This window comes from Thermodesulfobium sp. (genome assembly GCF_053498235.1).
In genome coordinates, this window is sequence record NZ_JBRCUV010000010.1 from 20,960 (window position 1) to 41,577 (window position 20,618).

Below are 20,618 nucleotides of genomic sequence, written 5' to 3' on the forward strand. Positions count from 1 at the left end.
TAATTTTAGCACAATTGTTTTAAAATTATAAAAAAAGTGAGGGTAGATAAATTGATGACCCAGAATTGCAAAGCGCTTACTTTATATGAACTAAATTTATTAATACAAAAAGTTATTAAAGAAAACTTTGAAGGCGATGTTCTTTTGGTTTCTGAGATATCGAGAATTATTTATAACGCAGGCGGATTTACAAATATCGAATTAATCGAAAAAAAAGACGATCAGGTAATTGCAAAGAACCGTGCAGTAATCTGGAATGATAAGAAATTCATACTTGATGTTTTTGAGACAATTGTAGGCGAGAAGTTGTCTGAGGGGATGAAAATCCTAGCAAAAGTAAAAGTTAGCTATCATCCATCTTATGGCCTAACTTTAAATATCTTAAACATTGATCCGTCCTATACAATTGGAGAAATGCAATTAAGGAAGAGTCAAATATTAAATAGGCTTGAAAGTGAGGGGTTGCTTGAACTAAACAAAAGGCTTGAGTTTCCGATTGTTCCTCAAAATATTGCTTTAATATCATCTAAGAGTGCTGCTGGTTATGAAGATTTTGTAAACCATCTAATGTATAACGATAAAGGCTATCGTTTTAATTTAAGATTGTTTTATTCCGTTATGCAAGGAAAGGATGTAGAAACCTCTATAATAAAATCCCTAGATGAAATAATTGAATGTGGCAATTTTGAAGTTGTAGTTATTGTAAGAGGAGGAGGATCGGTAGGGGAATTGGACTGTTTTAATAGCTATGATCTTGCAAAGAAGATTTCACAATTTCCTATTCCGGTACTTGTTGGTATAGGACATGATAGGGACAAGACTGTTTTAGATTACGTAGCTTATAAAGGATTCAAAAATCCGACTGCTGTAGCTCACTTTTTGATAAACGCCGTTGAGGCTTTTGACGACTATTTAACAGATGCACTGCATAAGATCTTTAATCTTAGCTCTGCTAGACTAAAAAGCGAGGCAAGAGCTTTAGAAAATATATCCCTTAGAATAAAAGAAAAAGTACTTGAGAATTTGAATACCTCAAAATCAAATATTAACTTTATAGGTAATAGAATTTTCCCTGAACTGTTTAGGAGAATTGATTTAGAAAAGAGAAAAAACGATAAAATTCTTTTTAATATCTTTTCCAAATTGAAAGAAAGAGTAAAAAATGAATACTCTTTTTTGGAAAGAAGCGAGTACAAATTAAGAAGTTGCTCGATAGAAATATTACAAAAAAGCATTAAAACAATAATCAACATTGAAAAAGAAGTAAAATTAAAAGATCCAAGGGAAATCTTGAAAAAGGGGTTTTCGATCACAACTTTAAACGGAAAAATAATTAAAAAGTATGAAGACGTTGAAGAGGGTTCGAAAATATTGACACACTTTTTAAATTTTGACGTATTTAGCGTTGTAGAAAGGAAGGTTAGAGGTGATGAATGAGGATATTAGTTATAAGGAAGCTTTAAATGAATTAAACTCTATAGTTGCAAGGATTGAATCCGATGAAATTGATATGGATGAACTCTCTGAGATTGTTAAAAGGGCATTGTTTCTTGTAAATATCTGTAAAAGTAAACTAAAAAAAACAGAAGATGAATTGCAAAGTATCTTTAACGAAATAAACTCTTAAGTGGAAGTGTATAAAAAAACTTTCTTAATATATAAATATTTATTAGAACTAATAATCTATTTCTGTGATATTATCGTTGTTAGTTCTACTTTTAAATTTAAGGAAGAAGGTAATAAATCTTGTTGAATTTAGATATAAATTTTGTTATACTATCCATAAGTTAAAATTATATGTTAAGGGGGTATTCACTTAATGTCAGAAGTTTATGTAGTTGGTCACAAGGCACCAGATACTGACAGCGTTTGCTCTGCTATCGTATACGCTGAATTAAAGGGCTATAAGAGTGCAAGAGCAGGCGAGTTGAATGATGAAACAAAATTTGTATTGAACAAATTTGGGTTTAAAGAACCTGAGCTTTTAGAAAACGTTGAAGGTAAAAAGCTTGTTTTGGTGGATCACAACGAATCTTCTCAAAGGGTTTGTGGGGAAGATTCATCGATGGTTATAGAAATAATTGACCATCATAAGTTCAATTTTGTAAACAATACTCCAATCTATATTTTGAATGAGCCTCTTGGGTCAACCTGTACAATTTTGGCAAAGCATTATATGGATAAAATAAAAGATAAGCCAAAATTGGCAGGGCTTTTATTGAGCGCACTTCTCTCCGATACCGTAATCTTTAAGTCTCCTACAACGACAGAAGAAGATAAGGTAATAGCAAAGGAACTTGCAAAAATTGCTGGAATAGATGATGTAAACGCTTTTGGCATAGAGATTAAGAAGGTACAGGGTAGCATCATTGGCAAGCCAATTGATAGCGTTGTAAAAAAGGATTACAAAGACTTTGATTTTGGCGGGAAAAAAGTTGGTATTGGTCAAACAGAGATTCTTGATATTAATGAAGCTTATGACAGGAAGGATGAGATAATTAAGTTTATTGAAGATCTAAAGAATTCTGGTGGGTATGCAATGGTTGCTTTTGCTGCCACAGATATTATGAAAGAGGGATCCGAATTGTTCTTTGCAGGGGATCCTGGAATAATAGAGAAGGCATTTGGAAAGAAGCCTGAGGGGAATTCTTTGTGGCTTCCCGGTGTGATGTCAAGAAAGAAACAGATTGCTCCACCTCTTGAGAAGGCTTTTAAAGCCTAAATTAAAGATTATAAAGATTTCCCCCTTCACTTTTTGAAGGGGGTTTTATTTTTTTTTCTTATATTTTTGTTATAATTAATGCAAATTTTTGAGGAGGTAATAAATTAATTGTTTTCTATTAGAAAGAAAAAAGAAGATAGCAACACACAGCTAAATAGTTCAAAGGGTGAAAGGGGAGGTAAAGGGTTTAAATTTTTGCCTAGATTTGGCTTTTTGAGGAACGTTAAATTTTGGTTGGGTGTTTTAGTTGTTGTTTTAGCTATTTCAGGCGCTTATACTCTGTTTGAATTTCAACCTGTGGCGACAGTAAACGGCGAACCAATAAGAAGATACGAATATGAAAAAACTTTGGGTGATGCTGTTAGTTATTATCAACAATATGGTATAAACCTCTATGATCCGAAAGAGGCATCCTTTTTCCTTGAGTTAAAGAAGCAAGTTTTGAGTCATATGATAGATAACAAGATAATTACACAGGAAGCGAAAAAGGAGAACATAAAAATTACTCCATCTGAGGTGGATGCAAGAATTGATGAAATAAAGAAAAGCTTCCCCTCTGAAAAGGATTTCTTTGAGGCTCTGGCAAAACAAAAGATATCTATGGGGGAATTAAGGAATATTATTGAACAACAGCTTACTGCTGAGGCCCTTTTTAAGAAATTGACTTCTAACGTAACCATATCGGAAGCTGAGGTAAAGGCTTATTATGAGGCGCACAAAAAAGAGTTTGTACAGCCAGAGGAGATCCATTTGAGGCACATACTGGTTAAGACTGAACAGGAGGCCAATAACATATATCAACAACTTAAGGAGGGGAAGGATTTCGCAACGCTTGCAAAGGAATATTCGATAGATACCCCTACAAAGGATAAAGGTGGGGATTTGGGTTGGATATCAAAAGCAAGTTTAGTTCCAGATCTAGCGAAGGCTGCTGAGGCTCTCAAAGATAATGAATTTTCTAAACCAATAAAAAGTCCTTTTGGCTATCATATAATTGAAAAACTTGGCACAAAGCCGGCGAAAGAACTATCATTTGATGAGGTAAAAGATAAACTAACTGCTCAACTTCTTAGAAACAAACAAGCTCAAAGCTTAGAAAAGTGGTTTAAGGAGAAAAAGGAGCAAGCAAAGATTACTCCAAACCCAATTGTTGCGCCAATGGACAATCCAGTAATAACAGCATGGGAGAGATTCAAGTTTTGGGTAGCCTCGTTGCTAAACTCAATGAGGGTTGGCAAGCCAATTCAGGGGCCAGAGCCAAGTGTTAACCCTAAAACGAATTCAGAGAGTGGACAAAGTAATCCTAACCAAGAAAATTCTCAGAGTAAATAACAATTAGAAACTATGGACAATACTCTATCTAAAGAACGTTATAGTTTTTTTGATCTCGTAGAAGTAGTTAAAATTCTTAGGTCAGAGAATGGTTGCCCATGGGATAAGGAGCAAACCCATGAGAGTATGAAATCGAATCTCATTGAAGAGACCTATGAAGTAATAGACGCAATAGATAAAAGGGATCCTTATTTGTTAAAAGAGGAGTTAGGGGATCTACTTTTACAGGTAGTTTTTCATTCACAGATAGAGGCAGAGAGGTCAAACTTTAGTATTGATGACGTTATAGATTCTCTTGTAAAGAAGTTAATATATAGGCATCCTCATGTTTTTGGAGATGTGCGCCTTAAAAATTCTGATGAAGTTTTAAAAAGATGGGAAGATTTGAAACTAAAATCTAAGAATAATGCCTCTGAAGAAGGTATATTCTCTGACTTTACTACTGCTCTTCCTGCTTTGATATTGGCCTATAAAGCCCAAAGGAAAGCCAAAAATGTTGGCTTTGATTGGAAGGAAGCTGACGGTATCCTTGAAAAAATTAAAGAAGAAGTCGATGAATTTAAGGGCGTTATGAATTCTAATGATAGAGATAAAATGTTAGATGAAGTGGGAGATATACTTTTTAGTGTTGTAAACTTAGCAAGGTTTTTTGGTATACATCCTGAAGATGCATTAAGGCTTTCTACATTGAAATTTATAAAAAGATTTGTTTTAATGGAAAAAATTATTAAAGAAGACAATTTAAAAATTTCTGATCTAAGCATTGAAGAGCTTGATCTTTATTGGGAAAAAGCAAAAAAACTTGAGACTAGATAAGTGGCTTAAGGCAACAGGTTTAATTAAAAGAAGAACTATAGCAAAACAGATATGCGATTCTGGATTTGTTTTAGTTAATGGTAAAGTTGCAAAGCCTGATTACAGTGTAAAGGCGGGAGATAAGATTGAAATTGCTTTGCCAAAACCAATAGTTGTAGTTGTTGAAGATGAATCGCCCAAGAGAGGCATGGGATACAAGATTACGACCTAGATCAAGGCCAAATAAATATGGTCCTTTGAGAAGTTTGTGGTTTTTTTTGCTGATAATTCTCTTGGTTGTTTTAGCTTTATGGGTTATAGATGGCATAAATAAAGTTGCAGTTCTAAATAAAGAAAAGGCCTCTTTTTTAGAGAAGAAAAAAAGATTAGAAAACGAAATTAACGTGCTTGATAGAAGAATTAAGCTATTTAATGACCCTGTTTGGTTGGATTTTTATTTAAGAAAGAATTATTCTTTTCTTTATAAAGACGAGAAACTAATAATTATAAAAAAAGACGGAGGTAGCTAGGACTTTATGGTTCACATCATGCCCGGGGAATTTTATGAGGGTGTAGTAATTGGAACAGCAAAATTTGGAGCTTTTATTGAACTTCCCTCAGGAGAGGTAGGACTTGTGCACATTTCTGAGGTTTCAGAGGATTACGTAAGGGATGTTGATACTGTAATTAAAAAGGGTGACAAAATAAGAGTAAAGGTTTTGTCTATTAAAAATGATGGAAAAATTGAACTTTCTATTAAGCAGGCCGCAATAAGTTTTGAGGATAAAATGAATATATTTAAAAAACAAAGTGAGGAAAGACTTCTTGATTTGAAAAGAAATTTAGAATCTAAACGAAAAGGGAAAAGGCAAAAATAGGAGGTTTATAATGAAAAAAAGAGTAATATTAGCTTATTCTGGTGGTCTTGACACATCTGTTGCCATAAAGTGGTTACAGGAAAAATATGACTCTGAAGTTATAACTCTTACTGTTGATATTGGACAAGGAGAAGAAATTGAGCCTATTGTCGAAAAAGCAAGAAATGTTGGTGCAATAAAAGCGATCGCATTAGATTTGAGACGTGAGTTTTTGACTGATTATGCGTTTAAAGCACTTAGAGCTAATTGCACTTACGAGTACAATTATCATCTTTCTGCTGCACTATCTAGGCCATTAATTGCCTCTTATCTGGTAAAGCTTGCAAAAGAGCATAATGCTTCTGCTGTGTCTCATGGGTGCACAGCAAAGGGAAACGATCAGGTGAGGTTTGACTTAACAATTAAAACTCTTAAGGAAGATCTAGCAATATGGGCTCCAATGAGGGAATGGGTTATGACGAGAGAAGAGGAAATTGATTATGCACAAAAAAATAATATACCTGTGCCAGTGGGCAAAAAAAGTCCGTTTTCAATTGATTTGAATTTATGGGGAAGAAGCATTGAGGCTGGTCCTATTGAGGATATCGAAAAGGAACCATCAGAAGAGGCATTTCATCTAGTTGTTTCTCCTGAAAAGGCACCCGATAAACCTGAGTACGTAGAAATTGAATTTGAAAACAACGTTCCAGTTAGGCTAAATTCTAATGAGATGAAGCCAGAAGAACTCGTAGAAAAACTAAATAAGATTGCAGGATCTCACGGGGTTGGACGTTCTGATATGGTAGAGAACAGATTAGTAGGTATAAAAACAAGAGAGGTTTATGAGGCTCCTGCCGCTACTGTTCTTGTAAAGGCGCACAGGGATCTTGAATCTTTAGTTTTACCAAGAGATCTGTATCATTTTAAGTCTTTAATTGACGAAAAATACTCCTGTTTGATATATGATGGGCTTTGGTTTTCACCACTAAAGAATGCTCTTGATTCTTTTATAGATTCTTTCAGCGAGAGGATTACAGGAAAAGTAAAAATAAAGCTCTATAAGGGAAACGCAACTGTTGTGGGTAGGAGCTCGCCTTACAGTATGTATCAAAAAGATCTTGCAACGTATGGTCAAAACGATTCCTTCATACATAATAGTGCAGTAGGATTTATAGATATATTTAGTTTGCCAAACAGGGTTTATTATAGGGCAGGCCACAATGAGAAAAGGTTTTAAAGCTTGGCAAGGAAGACTTCCCAATACTAAGAGTGAATTATTAACGTTTAGTTCTTCTTTAGAACTTGATAAGAGATTTTTTTTGCAGGATGCATGTTTGAATTCTGTCTATTCTGAAGAACTTTCTTTAATTGGGATTATTTCTAAACAAGAATTTGAGACAATTAAGTCTGGTATTAGAAGTCTTGTTAGAGAATATTTAGATAAGGGTATTGAATTTTCCAATCAAGATGAGGACATCCATATGGCTTTAGAAAGGCTGCTTTTTGAAAGAATTGGCGAAGTAGCTTTTAAGATGCATGCTGGTAAAAGCAGGAATGATCAGGTTATAACAGACTTTAAGATGTTCTTAAGAGTTGAAATTCTTAATATTTTAGCAGAACTAAACGAACTTTTTGATTCTTTCCTTGAAATATCTCAAAAATATGAAGATGTTATAATGCCTGCTTATACCCATACCCAACAGGCTCAGCCAATTGTCTTTTCCCATTGGGTTTTTGCTCATTTGTATGGCCTTTTTAAGTGCGTTAAAAAGGTTATAGAAGTATATGACTCGTGCAAGATGTTGCCACTTGGTTCAGCAGCTATTGCTGGTAGCGCATACGATTTGGATAGATTTAGACTTGCTAAAAAGCTTGGGTTTGAAGCACCAACTTTTAACAGTATTGAAACAATTTCCTCAAGAGATTTTGCATTGGATTTTCTTTATGCGCTTTCGATGATTGGAATTAAACTTTCACGTTTTTCGCAGGATATTATTACTTTTTCTTCATCCGAATATGGTTTTGTAAATGTGCCGGATGAATTTTGTACAGGTTCATCTATTATGCCGCAGAAAAAGAACCCTGATTTTCTTGAACTCGTTAGAGGTAGAAGTTCAATAACCATTGGTAATCTCATTTCACTTTTAACAGTTATGAAAGGCCTTTCAACGGGGTATCATAGGGATCTTCAGGAAGATAAAACTGCTGTATTTAGTTCTCTTGATATAATTTCTTCCATTCTTGCTTTATTGCCTGAATTTGTTTCAAAAATAACTTTGAATATTGATAAGATAAAGCATAGTCTTGATCAAGGCTTGCTGGCAACTGATATTGCAGATTACCTTGCAAAAAGAGGAGTTCCATTTAGGGAGGCTCATTCAAGAGTAGGTACTCTTGTTAGATTAGCTGAGGAAAAGGGCGTTAAAATTTTTGAACTGGACTTTCAAGATGTTAAAGAAATCTTAAAAGATGTTGGTTTTGATGAGTATAAAAGTTTTAGCTTTGAATCTTCAATAAATGCAAGAAATATTTATGGTGGTACTTCTACTACCTCTGTAAAACGCCAGAGAGAACAGTTCATAGAGATAAAGAAAGATCTTGTTTCTTTTATTGAAGCTCAAAAGAAAAAAGAGGCTTATATTTATATCCAGTCTATCGATGCGAACCCTTTTGATCTCTGATTTAAGGCCTATTTACAAGAAGATCAACTTTATATCAATTTCTGATACTGTAGGTAGGCTTATTTTATTTTTTAGAAACCATGAGAATGAAATTTTTTTGACATATACAAATGAGGGTTATTTTGTAATTTCTAAAGAGGATATTATTGGTTTTGATTGGAATGACAAAGTTTACGATCTTTTGTTAAAAAAAGGCGTCTCGCTTTTGGTATATGTTTTTGAAAGCGATCCTGTGGATAAATTTTTTCAACTGTCTTTGGAATATAAAAAGGCTATAGTTGTTCTAAATTCAAACAACACCCCAGTAGGTATTTTGCACTATCCTGATGTGGTAGCTTTTTTGAACGGTTATCCAATGCCAACGAGAGTATCAGGCGTTTCTACCCCCTTTGGGATCTTTTTTACAAATTCTCTGGCACGAGGTGGTATAAGCGATTTAAAGTTGTTTCTTACCGGATGTCTCTTTTCATTGTTTGCAATTGTAATGTTTTTTACAGGAGCACTTCTTTATGGTAGTTTAAAAAACGTTTTCTCTGGCTTTGATAGTTATACGGTTTCAGTTATTTCAACGGTTTTGCCGTTTGTAATTTTCTTGCTTCTAATAAAATTTACAGGATTATCTAAATTACACGGAGCAGAACATAAGGTTGCCCATGCTCTGGAATCTGGAGATATCCTTTCTGTCAATTCGGTAAGACTTTACTCAAGGGTTCATAAGAGATGCGGTACAAACCTTTTGATATTGCTCTTAATTTTACAGTTTATGGTTATATATGTTAATCCTATTCTTGCTTGTGTAGTTGCCCTTTTTGCGTGGAGGGCTTTAGGGAATAAAATTCAGTTTTATATTACTACTTCAGAGCCCGGCGAAAAAGAAATAAAAGATGCGATCTTTGCTGGCAGAGATTTTCTTAAAAATTATTTCAAGGTTCTATATGGAAACGTTAAGCTTGATTCGCTTAAAAGGGCATATAATTTAGGAATATTTCAGATACTAGGCGGTTATTTTTTTGTGATTTTTGTAATTAATTTTGTTGCATGGGGTTTGTCATGTTTTGGTATATTACCAAAAGATTATTATCAACTGTTGCGCTTGTTTTTATAATTTCTGCTGTAAGTTTCTTCATTATTCACCTTGCTCCTGGTGATCCAAGTTCTCTCTTGATAGATCCAAGAGTAAAGCCAGAAGACCTTGCTAGAATTAGAAACAATTTGGGTTTGAACCAGAATATTTTTGTTCAATTCTTGTTTTGGTTAAAAAACGTTTTGTCTTTAGATTTTGGCAGATCGTTTGTCAATTCGAGGCCAGTTTTGGAATTGATATTAGAACGTTTGCCTGCAACTCTTGAGCTGATGGGATCGGCCTATCTAATAGGTTTTTCACTTGGTATTATGTGGGGAATGTTGTCAGCAATGTTTAGGTATAAGTTTGATATCATCTCTAGTGTATTGTCCTTTTTTGGCCTGTCTGTTCCATCTTTTTTCCTTGCACTTATCTTGATCAGGGTTTTTGCTGTTAGTTTAAAGTGGCTTCCTGTTAATGGTTATGTTTCTGTAGGCGTGCCCTATCCAAGTCTAGAGTTTTTTGCAAATCATATAACCCATCTTATTTTGCCAGTTTTCACCATATCTCTTGGTATAATCTTTTCTGTTTTGAGATATCAAAGAAATGCGGCGATAGAAGTTTTTCAAGAAGAGTACATACAATTTGCAATTGCAAAGGGTTTGCCAAGAAGAAGGGTGTTCTATCACGTTTTGAGAGTTGCTATAATACCAATAATTACTTTGTTGGGATTTTCTTTGCCCGATATATTAGGCGGAGCTTTTATTGTAGAGACAATTTTTGCATGGCCTGGCATAGGAAGGCTTGGGGTAAATGCTATTTTTTCTAGAGATTATCCTGTTATTATGGGTATAGTTGTTTTTTCTTCTATCTTAGTGATTCTTTCTAATCTTTTGGCTGATATTATAAATACATTGCTTGATCCCAGGGCTTCAGAAGATTAAAATTTTTTTGCTTTTTATTAAGAAAAATATGTTAAAATCATCTAAAATAGATTAAGATACTTATGTAGCTTGAAGTTTAATGTGAAATTAAGTTAGTAAACCTAAAGGAGGAGAATAGATTTGTTTAAAGTTAAAGGGTTTTTAATCATGCTGTTTGTTTTTTCCTTTATTCTCTTTGTTGGAAATGTAGCAAACGCTTCTATATTTTCTAAAATATTTGGTTCTAACGATACTAGTACAAACAGTACTCAAGCGCAAAATGCTACGCCATCAAATAGTGCTGAAGCTGACTTTCAGAAATGGAACAACGAAGTGGATAGCCTTTTAAACTCTCTTAAAACCACAAATCAAACTAATACTAGTTCATCAAGCGAAACTAGTTCTACTTACGTTAAGCCTAATTCTTCTGTTACTTCTTCTTCACCGAATATTCATCAGACTACTACTTCAAATACGAAAGATGAGGTTCAACAAGGTTTGCCAGCTAAAGCAAGTGAAAGTTCTAACGCTGTTCAAGCTCAAAATAGCAGTTTAAGTTCTTATGCTAATTTATCGAGTGGAGCGAGTTGTATTAAAATCACTGATGGTGAATATCCACCGGTTAATCTTTTGAAAAATCAATTTATCGATAGTGTAAAGCTCTTTAACGATGGTACAAAGACTATACTTCTTTTGGAGAGTACGACTCCCTTTACGCAAGCTGATATAAAGCAATATGCCTTTCCGGATCAGGTTATAATTGATATTCCTAATATCTTCCTAAGCCAATCGGTTAAAACAGGTCAATTTACACCTCAAGGTATTAATTATGTAACAATGGTTAGAATACAAAATTTTGATTCTGACATACTAAAATCTTCAAGAATAGTATTGACTTTTCCAGACACGCCAAAATATACTGTTTTGAAAACTGATGATCCTAAAAAGCTAGAAATTGCCTTTGAAGTTCCATCGCTTGAAAATACATTGAAAGATAAAGCAAAAACAGGGCAGGAAGAGAACGTTAAGATTTTAGATACTTCTAAGACCACTGCCAGTAATGGCAAAAATTGATTTTTATAATATAATTATTTTTACGATAGTTTAGAGAGGTGAAATTAAAACGAGTGTAAATGTTGCTGTTATTGGTGCTGGAGATTGGGGGATAAACCTAATAAGGAATTTCTATGAGTTAGGTTATCTCCATACTGTGTGCGATCTAGATCCAGAAAAGCTGTTAAAGGTAGAGAATCAGTACAAAAACGTTAATTGTTTAACCAATCCTGATGAGGTGTTTGCTTCTAAAGATATAGATGCCGTTGTAATTTCTACTCCTTCTTCATTTCATTATTCTTTAGCAAAGAAGGCGCTTAACAGTGGTAAGCATGTTTTTGTAGAAAAGCCTATGGCCTTAAACGCAAAAGAGGGAGAAGAATTGGTTGAACTGGCTCGAGCAAAGGATTTGAGGCTGTTAGTGGGCCATGTTCTCTTATATCATCCAGCAGTTCAAACCCTTCATCGTTTGGTTATGGAAGGTGAATTAGGGGATATACATTATATTCATTCAAGTAGGTTGAACTTGGGTAAGGTTTCTTTTGACGAATCGGTTTTATGGAATTTAGCTCCACACGATTTGTCGATATTTTTTTACTTGCTTGGATTGGAAGGGGATATTGTAGTATCAAGTACTGGACATAGTTTTTTGAGTGAAGATAGAGTAGATATCGCACATGTAACCCTTGAATTTAAAGATATTTTTGGTAATATTTTTGTTTCCTGGCTTCATCCAAGGAAAATCCAACAAACGGTGGTTATTGGCACAAAGAAAATGGCAATATTTGATGATAGAGCTCCTCATAAACTGATCCTTTATAACAAAGGTGCTAAAATTATTAATGGGAAACCGTTTTTAAATTCTGGAGGAGAGAAAATAGTTGATTTTGAACAAAGTGAACCTTTAAAAAACGAATGTAGGTCCTTCATTGAGTCTATTATATATAAAAAAGATCCGATAAGTGAGGGTATGCAGGGATTAAGAATTCTTCAAATCCTTGAGGCTGCAGAAGAGTCAATATTGAAAAAGGGCTCGCCTGTGAAGTTGACCTACCAATCTAAAAAGGGCGTCCTTATATAACGTGTTCTTTCACGCTTTAAGCTCGAACGAAGCTATCTTAAACAGTATTAAAATTGTTGATTCTACTTTAAGAGATGGGGAGCAAACAGCGGGGGTTGTCTTTACTAAAGAAGACAAGGTTGAAATCGCTAAAAGGTTGGATGAATTAGGCATATATCAAATTGAGGCTGGGATACCTGCTATGATGGGGGAGGAATTTGATGCTGTAGCAGAAATTGTTAAGTTAGGTTTGAAGTCAAAAATAATGTCTTGGAATAGACCTGTTATTTCAGATATTGATATGTCCTTGAAAACAGGGGTAAAGGCGGTAGGGATTTCATGCCCTATTTCACCAATTCACCTTCACTTTAAAATGGGTTTGGATTTTGACGAAGCGCTTAAGTTGACAGATAAAGCAATTAATTATGCAAAAAAACATGGATTATATGTTTCGACTCACATGGAAGATGCGGGGAGGGCTCCAAGAAATTTTTTGGTTAGATTTGCTTTAATGGCAAAGGAAGCTGGTGCAGATAGACTTAGAATTTGTGATACCTCAAGTGTAATGGATCCGTTTAAGGTTTATGAAACAGTAACTTATCTGGCTGAAAGAGTGGGCCTACCATTAGAAGTTCATATGCATAATGATTTTGGTATGGCTACGGCAAATACGCTTGTAGGGATCGCTTCAGGTAGCGAGTTTGCAAGTGTTACCGTTTTAGGGCTTGGTAAGATGGCAGGAAATGCTTCTTTGGAAGAGATTGTTGCAGCGCTGAAATTTCTTTGGGGAATTGATTTAGGTGTCGATTTAAAAAGATTAATAGCACTATCTAATTTTGTAAGCCAAAAATCAGGTGTTGATATACCCGACTATAAACCTATAATTGGTAAAAAGCTCTTTAATACTGAATCAGGAATTTCTTTGGATGCTAGGAAGAAAGGGGAAAAGATTTCAGCTTTTTCTGCACAAGATGTTGGTCTTGTAGAGCAATTAGTAATTGGCAAGCATTCTGGTGCTAAGGCTATAAAGAACAAATTTGAAGAGTTTGGAATTAAGCTTAGCGACGATCAAGTTAGAATCATTTTGCCGAAAATTAAAAATAAAGTTTCAGAATTATCAAGACCTCTTTTCGACAAAGAATTGATGCTGATTTACAAGGAAAACTTTGCTAATTAATCTTTTTTCAAACTGGCTTTGATTTTTGCTTAGATATTGAGCCAAATATGTAATTTTCTGACATTTCAAAACATTTGGTATACTTTGTTTTTTAAAAAAAATAGATATTATGCATTTATAATGTTTATAGATTATTCTGATATACTTTAAATTTTGTGTTTAAAAATTGCTTTATATATTAAAGGAGGTCTGATAATGAAGAGCTATTGGGAAATCCGTTGGCATGCAAGAGGAGGACAGGGTGCATGGACAGCCTCTCAGTTTTTAGCATCAGCTGCGCTTAGTGTAAATAAGTACTTTCAATCTTTTCCTGAATTTGGAGCTGAAAGAGAAGGTGCTCCTATTGTTGCATATACAAAAATTTCCGATTTTCCAATAAAAAATTATTCCCAAATAGAAGAGCCTGATGCGGTGGTAGTCCTAGATCCTACTTTGTTTTCTCAGGTGCCCTTTTTGAAGGGACTTAAGAGTGATGGGTATCTGGTAGTCAACTATTCCGGTGAACCCAAACAATTAAGGGAAGAATTAAAGGTTTCTCCAGGAATTAAGGTTTTTACAGTTGATGCGACAAAGATAGCTTTAGAGACTTTAAAAAGGCCTATAACTAACACTACAATGGCAGGAGCACTAGTTAGGGCGACTAAAATATTAAACTTTGAAGACGTAGTTAATGAGATGATAAGAAGTTTTAGTGGAAAATTTAAAAAAGAGATTATTGATGCTAATGTGAATGCTATAAGAAGAGCATATGAGGAGGTGAAACAGGGATGAATAAAGACATAAAGAGAATTGAGGTGCCTTGTGAAGAAAAATTAGTTTGGGAAAGGATGCCTGTGGGCAATGTTCTGGTAGGTGGTGCAAATTCTCAATGTCTTAAGACAGGAACATGGCGAGTTCAGCATCCTACGGTAAATAAAGAAAAGTGTACAAATTGTATGACATGTTGGCTCTTTTGCCCGGATATGTCAATTGTTGTAGAAAAAAAGGGTGACAAATATGAAATGTTGGGTTTTGACCCTGTTCATTGTAAGGGTTGTGGAGTTTGTAGCAAAGTTTGCCCGGTGAATGCTATTGAGATGGTGTTAGGGGCTGACTTCGAAAATACTGAAAAGCCATTTTTAAGATAATGGAGGGTCATATGGCGAGAAAAAGTGTAGCTTTAACTGGAGATTATGCAGTAGCAGAAGCGATGAGACAAATTGATCCCGATGTGGTTGCAGTTTATCCTATTACTCCTCAGACTTTGATAGTTGAAAAGTTTGGAGAATTTGTGGCTGACGGTATTGTTCATACTGAGTTTGTTCCTGTGGAATCCGAACATTCAGCACTTTCAGCCTGTTGTGGTGCATCGGCAGCGGGAGCAAGAACAATGACTTGTACTTCTTCTCAGGGTCTTGCTCTTATGCATGAGATCCTATATATCGCAGCAGGAAATAGACATCCAATTGTAATGATAGATGTTAATAGAGCGCTTTCTGCTCCTATTAATATACATGGGGATCACAGTGATACTATGGGTTCGCGCGATGCTGGTTGGATTCATCTTTACTGTTTTAACGGACAGGAGGCATACGATTCTACCATTATTGCTACTAGAATTGCTGAGAACTCAAGCGTTTATCTTCCCGTTCTTGTAGGTCTTGATGCCTTTAATATCTCTCACAACACAGAGAGGATAGAATTATTAGATGATCAGGAGGTTAAAGATTTCGTAGGAGAATTTAATCCTCCATATTCTCTTTTAGATTTAAAATATCCTGTAAGTGTTGGTGCGTATTTCTTGCCAGATTATTATATGGAAGCAAGAAGAAATCTTCAAGAGACAATTCAAAATTCAAAAAAGGTAATTGTTGAAATTCATGAAGAGTATAACAAGAAATTTGGGAGAAACGTGCCTGCTATTATGGAAACGTATAAAATTGAAGATGCTGAATACGCAATACTAGCAATGTCATCAATAACGGGCGTTGCTATGCTTGCAGCAGACGAGCTTAGAGCAAAAGGAATTAAAGCAGGAGTTATAAGGCTAAGACTTTTCAGACCCTTCCCAGCTGAAGAGTTATATGAGGCAATTTCTAACCTTAAAGGTTTGGCTGTAGTTGAAAGAGCGGATGCATACGGAGCATCTTGTGGTCCACTTTTTTCAGAACTATCAGGTGCTTGTGCAAACAAGAAAAAGATGCCTCTTATGGCAAATTACATAATTGGTCTTGGTGGTAGAGACGTAAAAATTAAAAATATGATAAGTGTTTTTGAGGATATAGTCGATAATGTTGAAAAGGGAGAAGTAAAGAGTTTAAGACAGTATGTAGATGTAAAAGGATAAAGGAGGGATATACTTAATGGCTTTCAAATTAACAGAATTACCTAAAAAGGAACTGCCTATAAGTCCTGGACATAGAGTTTGTGCGGGTTGCCCTGAGCCTATGATTATAAAGCAAGCTATATTGGCTTCGAAAGAACCAGTAGTAGTTGGTGAAGCCACAGGCTGTTTTGAGGTTTCATCTTGTATTTTTCCTTATACATCCTGGAACGTAAACTGGTATCATAATGCTTTTGAGAATGCTGCTGCTATTGTTTCAGGGATGGAAGCTGCCTATAAGGCGCTTTCAAAAAGGGGAAAGGTAACTGAACCGATCAACTTTATAGCCTTTGGTGGAGATGGCGGAACTTATGATATTGGTTTTCAGGCATTGTCAGGTGCCATGGAAAGAGGACACAGAATGTTGTATATTTGCATGGACAACCAGGCTTATATGAACACCGGTATTCAAAGATCGGGCGCTACACCACTTGGTGCCTGGACAACTACCTGCCACGTTGGAAAAGTAAGGCCTGGAAATGTTCGTGCAAGTTTAAGGAAGGATATTGTAGCCATTATGGCCGCTCATGATATTGCATATGCTGCTCAGGCTTCCTTGTCGCATTGGAACGACTTTATGAGAAAGGTTGAAAAGGCTTTATCCTACGATGGCCCAAGCTTTATAACAGTTCTTGCGCCGTGCCCAAGAGGATGGAGATTCCCAGCTTCAGAAACTGTAAATATCGCAAAGCTTGCTGTGGAAACAGGTTTTTGGCCTCTTTATGAAGTTGATAATGGTCAGTGGAACGTTACCTTCAAACCAAGAACGCTTAAGCCTTTGGAAGATTTCTTAAAAACGCAAGGTAGATATGCTCATTTGTTTAAGTCAGATGAAGGCAAAGAGGTAATTGAACACATTAAAGAGCTTGTTCAATATAAGCTTAATTACATTAATCATATGGCAGAAGCTACTAAGGGTTGTGAGATGAATATCTTTGGACGTTGTGCGCTGCCAGACATTGATTAAGTAATCTTATATCTTCAGTTCAGTATTAGCAAAGGGGCTGTTTCTATATGCAGCTCCTTTTTTTACCCGAACAAAAAACTTTTATATTTATATATAAATTCTGTTAATATAAACTAAGATATATTCATTTGTAATTTTCTCGTTATTTGTTTAAAATAATTATAAATGTGTTTTCCCGGGGAGCTCGAAAGGGCTGAGAAAGGCTAGTGCCTGACCCGTTGAACCTGAATCGGGTAATACCGACGCAGGGAGAGAAATTAAAAACTCCCGAAGTCGGGGGTTTTTTATTTTTCTTTATTCTAATCTTTATATGATGAGAGGGTAAAATGTTGTCTTATACTGAAGTTGATAGGGTTTTGGATGCTAATCGAAATAGGTGTATAGAAGGTTTAAGAGTTGTTGAGGATTATCTGAGATTTGTACAAAATGACTCAGTTAACGCTTCTAAAATTAGAAACGTTAGACATGAAATATCTGAAATTTTTGATCTAAACATTATTATTTCTAGGAATGTAAGTTCTGATGTAGGGAAAAATAATTTTTCTAGTTCATACACCGAACTTAATCAGGTTCTCAAGGCTAATTTATCAAGGATTAAAGAGAGTTTGAGGGTCTTAGAAGAGTTTTTACGATATAAAGACATTGTTATTAGCAATCGTTTGAGAGTTATAAGATTTAAGTTTTACGAAATAGAAAGGGAGTTGTTATTTGATAAAAAATTTGAAAAAATTTACATATTAGCTGATTTAAGTTTAGTAAAGGATGAAAACGACCTGCTGGAAGGCCTTAAAATTTTATTGGATAACAAAGTGAGTCTGATTCAATTAAGAGCCAAAAAGTTATCCACAAGAAAAATTTATGAGCTTGGCTTGAAAATAGCCGAACTTCTTCCACAGTTGAAACTGATAATTAACGATAAAGTTGAGGTAGCCTTAGCCTTAAAATCTTATGGCGTTCATGTTGGTGAGGATGAACTTCCGTTTCATGTAGTAAGAAGTCTGATGGGAAACAATGTAGTGGGAGCTACAGTGCACAATTTTGAAGATCTAAGGCTTGCCCAAATGGCGAATGTTGATTATATTGGGGTTGGTGCGATATTTCCTTCTACTACCAAACCTGATTGCCAGTTGAATGGTGTAGATTTCTTGAAAAGAATTAAATCGCTAACTTCAATTTTCACGTATGCTATTGGCGGCATAAATTCAAAAAATGCTAAAGAAGTTTTTGATGCAGGTGCAGATGGAATTTGTGTAGGAAGCGGTTTTTGGTCTGCTAAGGATAGGTGCGAAGAAATTAAAAAATTAATTGACATTTCAAATTGGGAGGAAATTTAGATGACTCAGAGGGAGTCTGCTTTAAAAGGTCTTGTTACTGATGCTATGAAATATGTTTCAGAATATGAAGGCTTAAGCGTTGAATATATTTTGGAACAGCTAAGCTTAGGGACAATTTGTATTCCAGCAAATAAGAATCATAAGTCAATGTCTTATAGGGGAATTGGCAAGGGGTTAAAAACGAAAATAAATGCTAATATAGGAACTTCAAGTGATTTCCCAAATATAGAAGAAGAAATTGCAAAGTTAGAAATTGCTATTAAAAGCGGTGCAGACGCAGTAATGGATCTATCTACAGGAGGGGATCTAGTAAAGATCAGAGAAACCCTTTTGGCTAAGTGCAATGTTTTATTTGGTACTGTACCTATATATGAAGTTGCAGTAAACTCGCTTGAAAAGTACGGCGCAATTGTAAAGATGAAAGTTGATGATATCTTTGATGTTATAGAAAAACAGGGTCAACAGGGTGTAGATTTTATAACAGTTCACGTTGGCGTTACAAGGTCTTCTATTGAGAGATTGAAAAAGCAAAAGAGGATTGCAGATATTGTGAGCAGAGGGGGATCGTTTCTAACTGCATGGATTCTTCACAATGATAAAGAGAATCCTCTTTATGAAAACTATGATAGATTGTTGGAAATTGCAAAAAGGTATGATATGACGCTGTCTTTAGGAGATGGAATGAGACCAGGAGCCTTAGCAGACGCAACTGATAGATGTCAGATTGAAGAGCTAATAACTTTGGGAGAGCTAACAAAGACAGCTCTTGACAATGGTGTTCAGGTGATGGTAGAAGGACCTGGTCACGTACCTATCGACCAGATAGAGACTAATATAAAGATACAAAAGTCGCTTTGTCAGGGAGTTCCCTTTTATGTATTAGGTCCCTTAGTAACCGATGTGGCACCTGGATATGACCATATAACTTCAGCTATCGGAGGAGCTATTGCAGGTATGTATGGCGCTGATTTTTTGTGCTATGTAACACCTGCAGAACATCTGGGCTTGCCAACTATTGAAGATGTAAAGGAGGGAATAATTGCATCAAAAATAGCGGCCCATGCTGCTGATATTGCCAAAGGCGTGAAGGGAGCACTTAATTGGGATATAGAGATGGCAAAAGCAAGGAAAGCGCTTGATTGGAAAAGGCAAATTGAGCTTTCTGTAGATCCTGAAAAGTCATCAAGAGTTTATAACAATAGAAAATCTGTCGAAGAACAAGGTTGCAGCATGTGCGGGAAATATTGCGCAATGAAGATCGTTGCAGAATATCTGGATATAGATATGAGAAAATGTTAAAGATTAAAGATCTTGGGGAGTTTGGTTTCATAAATCGTTTAAATCCAAAAGAGACAGTAACTGGTCTTAAGTTGGGAATCGGTGATGATGCTGCTGTGATTTCACCACCTGAAGGTTTTGATGTAGTAATTACTACAGATATGCTTATGGAAGGGAAGCACTTCTTGAGCGATACCAACCCTTATGCTATTGGATACAGGTCTATGTGTGCCAATCTGTCTGATATTGCTGCTATGGGCGCAATACCTAAATTTTATTTTATATCTTTAGGAATAGATCCTGAAAGAGATTTTGATTATGTAGAAAACATTTATAATGGTTTAAACTCCCTTGCACTACAATTTGACACTCATTTAGCTGGTGGAGATACTATTAAATCTGAAAAAACAGTTCTTTCTATCACTCTGATAGGTTATGTTGAGAAATCGATGGCTATAAAAAGAGAAGGAAAGATAGAAGCTAAAGATTTAATTGTTTATATAGGTCCCTTGGGTTATTCTGGTGCAGGATTAGAAGTAATCAAAAATAAAATCGATGGCTTTGATGAACAAGTTGAAGCTTTTTTATATCCATATCCTCAAGTTATTGCAGGACGAATTCTCTTGCAATCAAAGATAGTAAGAGTAATGATGGATAATTCTGATGGCTTGTCTAATTGTATTGAAAACCTTATTATAAAGAATGGTTTTGGAGCCCTTCTTTTCGAAAAACAGATATTTGATGAAAGACTAGATGCTATTGCAGAGGCCACGAACAAGGATTATCTTGATTTCGTTTTTAATGGGGGAGAAGACTTTGGCCTTGTAGCAGTCGTAGAGAAAGATGGCTTTTTGGATTTAACGTATTTTTTAGAACGAGCGCTATTCGATAGCAAAGTAAAAGTAATTGGGGAAGTAATCGAAGGAGAAAAAATAGTCCTTAAAAGGTTAAATGATAGTTTCCTTGTAATAGAAAAGTCAGGTTACGTCCAATTTTAAGAAAAATATAAGTATA

Annotated in this window: 22 protein-coding genes and 1 riboswitch; all 22 genes read left to right on the forward strand. The window is 35.2% G+C overall.

Going from position 1 to position 20,618, the window contains the following annotated elements; translation table 11 throughout:
* Nucleotides 1-54: 54 nt before the first annotated feature.
* The 22 genes from xseA to thiL all read left to right on the forward strand — a co-directional run bounded on the left by xseA (nt 55) and on the right by thiL (nt 20,602).
* On the forward strand, nt 55-1,437 hold the full coding sequence (gene xseA, locus ACWIUX_RS00825; protein ID WP_448588848.1) for an exodeoxyribonuclease VII large subunit: 1,383 nt from the start codon (nt 55-57) through the stop codon (nt 1,435-1,437).
* Entirely contained in the window at nt 1,430-1,627 is a 198-nt protein-coding gene (gene xseB, locus ACWIUX_RS00830) for an exodeoxyribonuclease VII small subunit (RefSeq protein WP_448588821.1), read from the forward strand. Before xseA ends, xseB begins: the two co-directional genes overlap by 8 nt.
* A gap of 192 nt (nt 1,628-1,819) precedes the next feature.
* Nucleotides 1,820-2,722, forward strand: a complete 903-nt coding sequence (locus ACWIUX_RS00835) for a manganese-dependent inorganic pyrophosphatase (RefSeq protein WP_448588822.1) — start codon at nt 1,820-1,822, stop codon at nt 2,720-2,722.
* 108 nt (nt 2,723-2,830) lie between these two features.
* The gene (locus tag ACWIUX_RS00840) at nt 2,831-4,054 is read left to right on the forward strand and encodes a peptidyl-prolyl cis-trans isomerase (RefSeq protein ID WP_448588823.1); all 1,224 of its coding nucleotides are present in this window, start codon (nt 2,831-2,833) and stop codon (nt 4,052-4,054) included.
* A gap of 12 nt (nt 4,055-4,066) precedes the next feature.
* Nucleotides 4,067-4,870, forward strand: a complete 804-nt coding sequence (mazG, locus tag ACWIUX_RS00845) for a nucleoside triphosphate pyrophosphohydrolase (protein WP_448588824.1) — start codon at nt 4,067-4,069, stop codon at nt 4,868-4,870.
* Entirely contained in the window at nt 4,857-5,081 is a 225-nt protein-coding gene (locus ACWIUX_RS00850; protein ID WP_448588825.1) for an RNA-binding S4 domain-containing protein, read from the forward strand. The genes mazG and ACWIUX_RS00850 overlap by 14 nt, the downstream gene beginning before the upstream one ends.
* Nucleotides 5,038-5,379 carry a hypothetical protein gene (locus tag ACWIUX_RS00855; RefSeq protein WP_448588826.1) on the forward strand — a complete coding sequence of 114 codons (342 nt, stop codon included), beginning with the start codon at nt 5,038-5,040 and terminating at the stop codon, nt 5,377-5,379. The genes ACWIUX_RS00850 and ACWIUX_RS00855 overlap by 44 nt, the downstream gene beginning before the upstream one ends.
* Before the next feature lie 6 nt (nt 5,380-5,385).
* Nucleotides 5,386-5,727, forward strand: a complete 342-nt coding sequence (locus tag ACWIUX_RS00860) for a S1 RNA-binding domain-containing protein (protein WP_448588827.1) — start codon at nt 5,386-5,388, stop codon at nt 5,725-5,727.
* Nucleotides 5,728-5,737: 10 nt separating this feature from the next.
* Entirely contained in the window at nt 5,738-6,943 is a 1,206-nt protein-coding gene (locus ACWIUX_RS00865; RefSeq protein ID WP_448588828.1) for an argininosuccinate synthase, read from the forward strand.
* Nucleotides 6,927-8,387: an argininosuccinate lyase gene (gene argH / locus ACWIUX_RS00870; protein ID WP_448588829.1), complete on the forward strand. Its 1,461-nt coding sequence runs from the start codon at nt 6,927-6,929 to the stop codon at nt 8,385-8,387. The genes ACWIUX_RS00865 and argH overlap by 17 nt, the downstream gene beginning before the upstream one ends.
* Nucleotides 8,377-9,492: a DUF1385 domain-containing protein gene (locus tag ACWIUX_RS00875; protein WP_448588830.1), complete on the forward strand. Its 1,116-nt coding sequence runs from the start codon at nt 8,377-8,379 to the stop codon at nt 9,490-9,492. Before argH ends, ACWIUX_RS00875 begins: the two co-directional genes overlap by 11 nt.
* A complete protein-coding gene (locus tag ACWIUX_RS00880) occupies nt 9,438-10,394 on the forward strand; it encodes an ABC transporter permease (RefSeq protein WP_448588831.1) in 957 nt (318 codons plus the stop codon). The genes ACWIUX_RS00875 and ACWIUX_RS00880 overlap by 55 nt, the downstream gene beginning before the upstream one ends.
* A 120-nt stretch (nt 10,395-10,514) precedes the next feature.
* The gene (locus tag ACWIUX_RS00885; protein WP_448588832.1) at nt 10,515-11,447 is read left to right on the forward strand and encodes an AMIN domain-containing protein; all 933 of its coding nucleotides are present in this window, start codon (nt 10,515-10,517) and stop codon (nt 11,445-11,447) included.
* A gap of 43 nt (nt 11,448-11,490) precedes the next feature.
* Nucleotides 11,491-12,507 (forward strand): Gfo/Idh/MocA family protein, encoded by a 1,017-nt coding sequence (locus tag ACWIUX_RS00890; protein ID WP_448588849.1) that lies wholly within the window; start codon nt 11,491-11,493, stop codon nt 12,505-12,507.
* Nucleotide 12,508: 1 nt separating this feature from the next.
* Complete coding sequence (locus tag ACWIUX_RS00895; RefSeq protein ID WP_448588833.1) at nt 12,509-13,663, forward strand: homocitrate synthase/isopropylmalate synthase family protein; 1,155 nt, start codon at nt 12,509-12,511, stop codon at nt 13,661-13,663.
* 195 nt (nt 13,664-13,858) lie between these two features.
* On the forward strand, nt 13,859-14,434 hold the full coding sequence (locus ACWIUX_RS00900) for a 2-oxoacid:acceptor oxidoreductase family protein (RefSeq protein WP_448588834.1): 576 nt from the start codon (nt 13,859-13,861) through the stop codon (nt 14,432-14,434).
* Nucleotides 14,431-14,790 (forward strand): 4Fe-4S binding protein, encoded by a 360-nt coding sequence (locus ACWIUX_RS00905; RefSeq protein WP_448588835.1) that lies wholly within the window; start codon nt 14,431-14,433, stop codon nt 14,788-14,790. The genes ACWIUX_RS00900 and ACWIUX_RS00905 overlap by 4 nt, the downstream gene beginning before the upstream one ends.
* Before the next feature lie 11 nt (nt 14,791-14,801).
* A complete protein-coding gene (locus ACWIUX_RS00910; protein WP_448588836.1) occupies nt 14,802-15,989 on the forward strand; it encodes a transketolase C-terminal domain-containing protein in 1,188 nt (395 codons plus the stop codon).
* Nucleotides 15,990-16,005: 16 nt separating this feature from the next.
* Nucleotides 16,006-16,992: a thiamine pyrophosphate-dependent enzyme gene (locus ACWIUX_RS00915; RefSeq protein ID WP_448588837.1), complete on the forward strand. Its 987-nt coding sequence runs from the start codon at nt 16,006-16,008 to the stop codon at nt 16,990-16,992.
* A gap of 166 nt (nt 16,993-17,158) precedes the next feature.
* Nucleotides 17,159-17,261: riboswitch (TPP riboswitch) on the forward strand.
* A gap of 57 nt (nt 17,262-17,318) precedes the next feature.
* Nucleotides 17,319-18,326, forward strand: coding sequence for a thiamine phosphate synthase (thiE, locus tag ACWIUX_RS00920; RefSeq protein ID WP_448588838.1), 1,008 nt, complete (start codon nt 17,319-17,321; stop codon nt 18,324-18,326).
* Complete coding sequence (gene thiC, locus ACWIUX_RS00925; RefSeq protein WP_448588839.1) at nt 18,327-19,625, forward strand: phosphomethylpyrimidine synthase ThiC; 1,299 nt, start codon at nt 18,327-18,329, stop codon at nt 19,623-19,625. It abuts the gene before it with no gap.
* Nucleotides 19,571-20,602: a thiamine-phosphate kinase gene (gene thiL / locus ACWIUX_RS00930; protein WP_448588840.1), complete on the forward strand. Its 1,032-nt coding sequence runs from the start codon at nt 19,571-19,573 to the stop codon at nt 20,600-20,602. Before thiC ends, thiL begins: the two co-directional genes overlap by 55 nt.
* The last annotated feature ends 16 nt before the right edge of the window (nt 20,603-20,618 follow it).

Coding starts and splice junctions, on each gene's coding strand:
- ACWIUX_RS00905 (WP_448588835.1), top strand. CDS start 14,431: ATGAATAAAGACATAAAGAGAATTGAGGTGCCTTGTGAAGAAAAATTA.
- ACWIUX_RS00915 (WP_448588837.1), top strand. CDS start 16,006: ATGGCTTTCAAATTAACAGAATTACCTAAAAAGGAACTGCCTATAAGT.
- ACWIUX_RS00865 (WP_448588828.1), top strand. CDS start 5,738: ATGAAAAAAAGAGTAATATTAGCTTATTCTGGTGGTCTTGACACATCT.
- ACWIUX_RS00910 (WP_448588836.1), top strand. CDS start 14,802: ATGGCGAGAAAAAGTGTAGCTTTAACTGGAGATTATGCAGTAGCAGAA.
- ACWIUX_RS00860 (WP_448588827.1), top strand. CDS start 5,386: ATGGTTCACATCATGCCCGGGGAATTTTATGAGGGTGTAGTAATTGGA.
- ACWIUX_RS00835 (WP_448588822.1), top strand. CDS start 1,820: ATGTCAGAAGTTTATGTAGTTGGTCACAAGGCACCAGATACTGACAGC.
- ACWIUX_RS00900 (WP_448588834.1), top strand. CDS start 13,859: ATGAAGAGCTATTGGGAAATCCGTTGGCATGCAAGAGGAGGACAGGGT.
- argH (WP_448588829.1), top strand. CDS start 6,927: ATGAGAAAAGGTTTTAAAGCTTGGCAAGGAAGACTTCCCAATACTAAG.
- thiC (WP_448588839.1), top strand. CDS start 18,327: ATGACTCAGAGGGAGTCTGCTTTAAAAGGTCTTGTTACTGATGCTATG.
- thiE (WP_448588838.1), top strand. CDS start 17,319: ATGTTGTCTTATACTGAAGTTGATAGGGTTTTGGATGCTAATCGAAAT.
- ACWIUX_RS00855 (WP_448588826.1), top strand. CDS start 5,038: ATGAATCGCCCAAGAGAGGCATGGGATACAAGATTACGACCTAGATCA.
- xseA (WP_448588848.1), top strand. CDS start 55: ATGACCCAGAATTGCAAAGCGCTTACTTTATATGAACTAAATTTATTA.
- xseB (WP_448588821.1), top strand. CDS start 1,430: ATGAATGAGGATATTAGTTATAAGGAAGCTTTAAATGAATTAAACTCT.
- mazG (WP_448588824.1), top strand. CDS start 4,067: ATGGACAATACTCTATCTAAAGAACGTTATAGTTTTTTTGATCTCGTA.
- ACWIUX_RS00880 (WP_448588831.1), top strand. CDS start 9,438: ATGTTTTGGTATATTACCAAAAGATTATTATCAACTGTTGCGCTTGTT.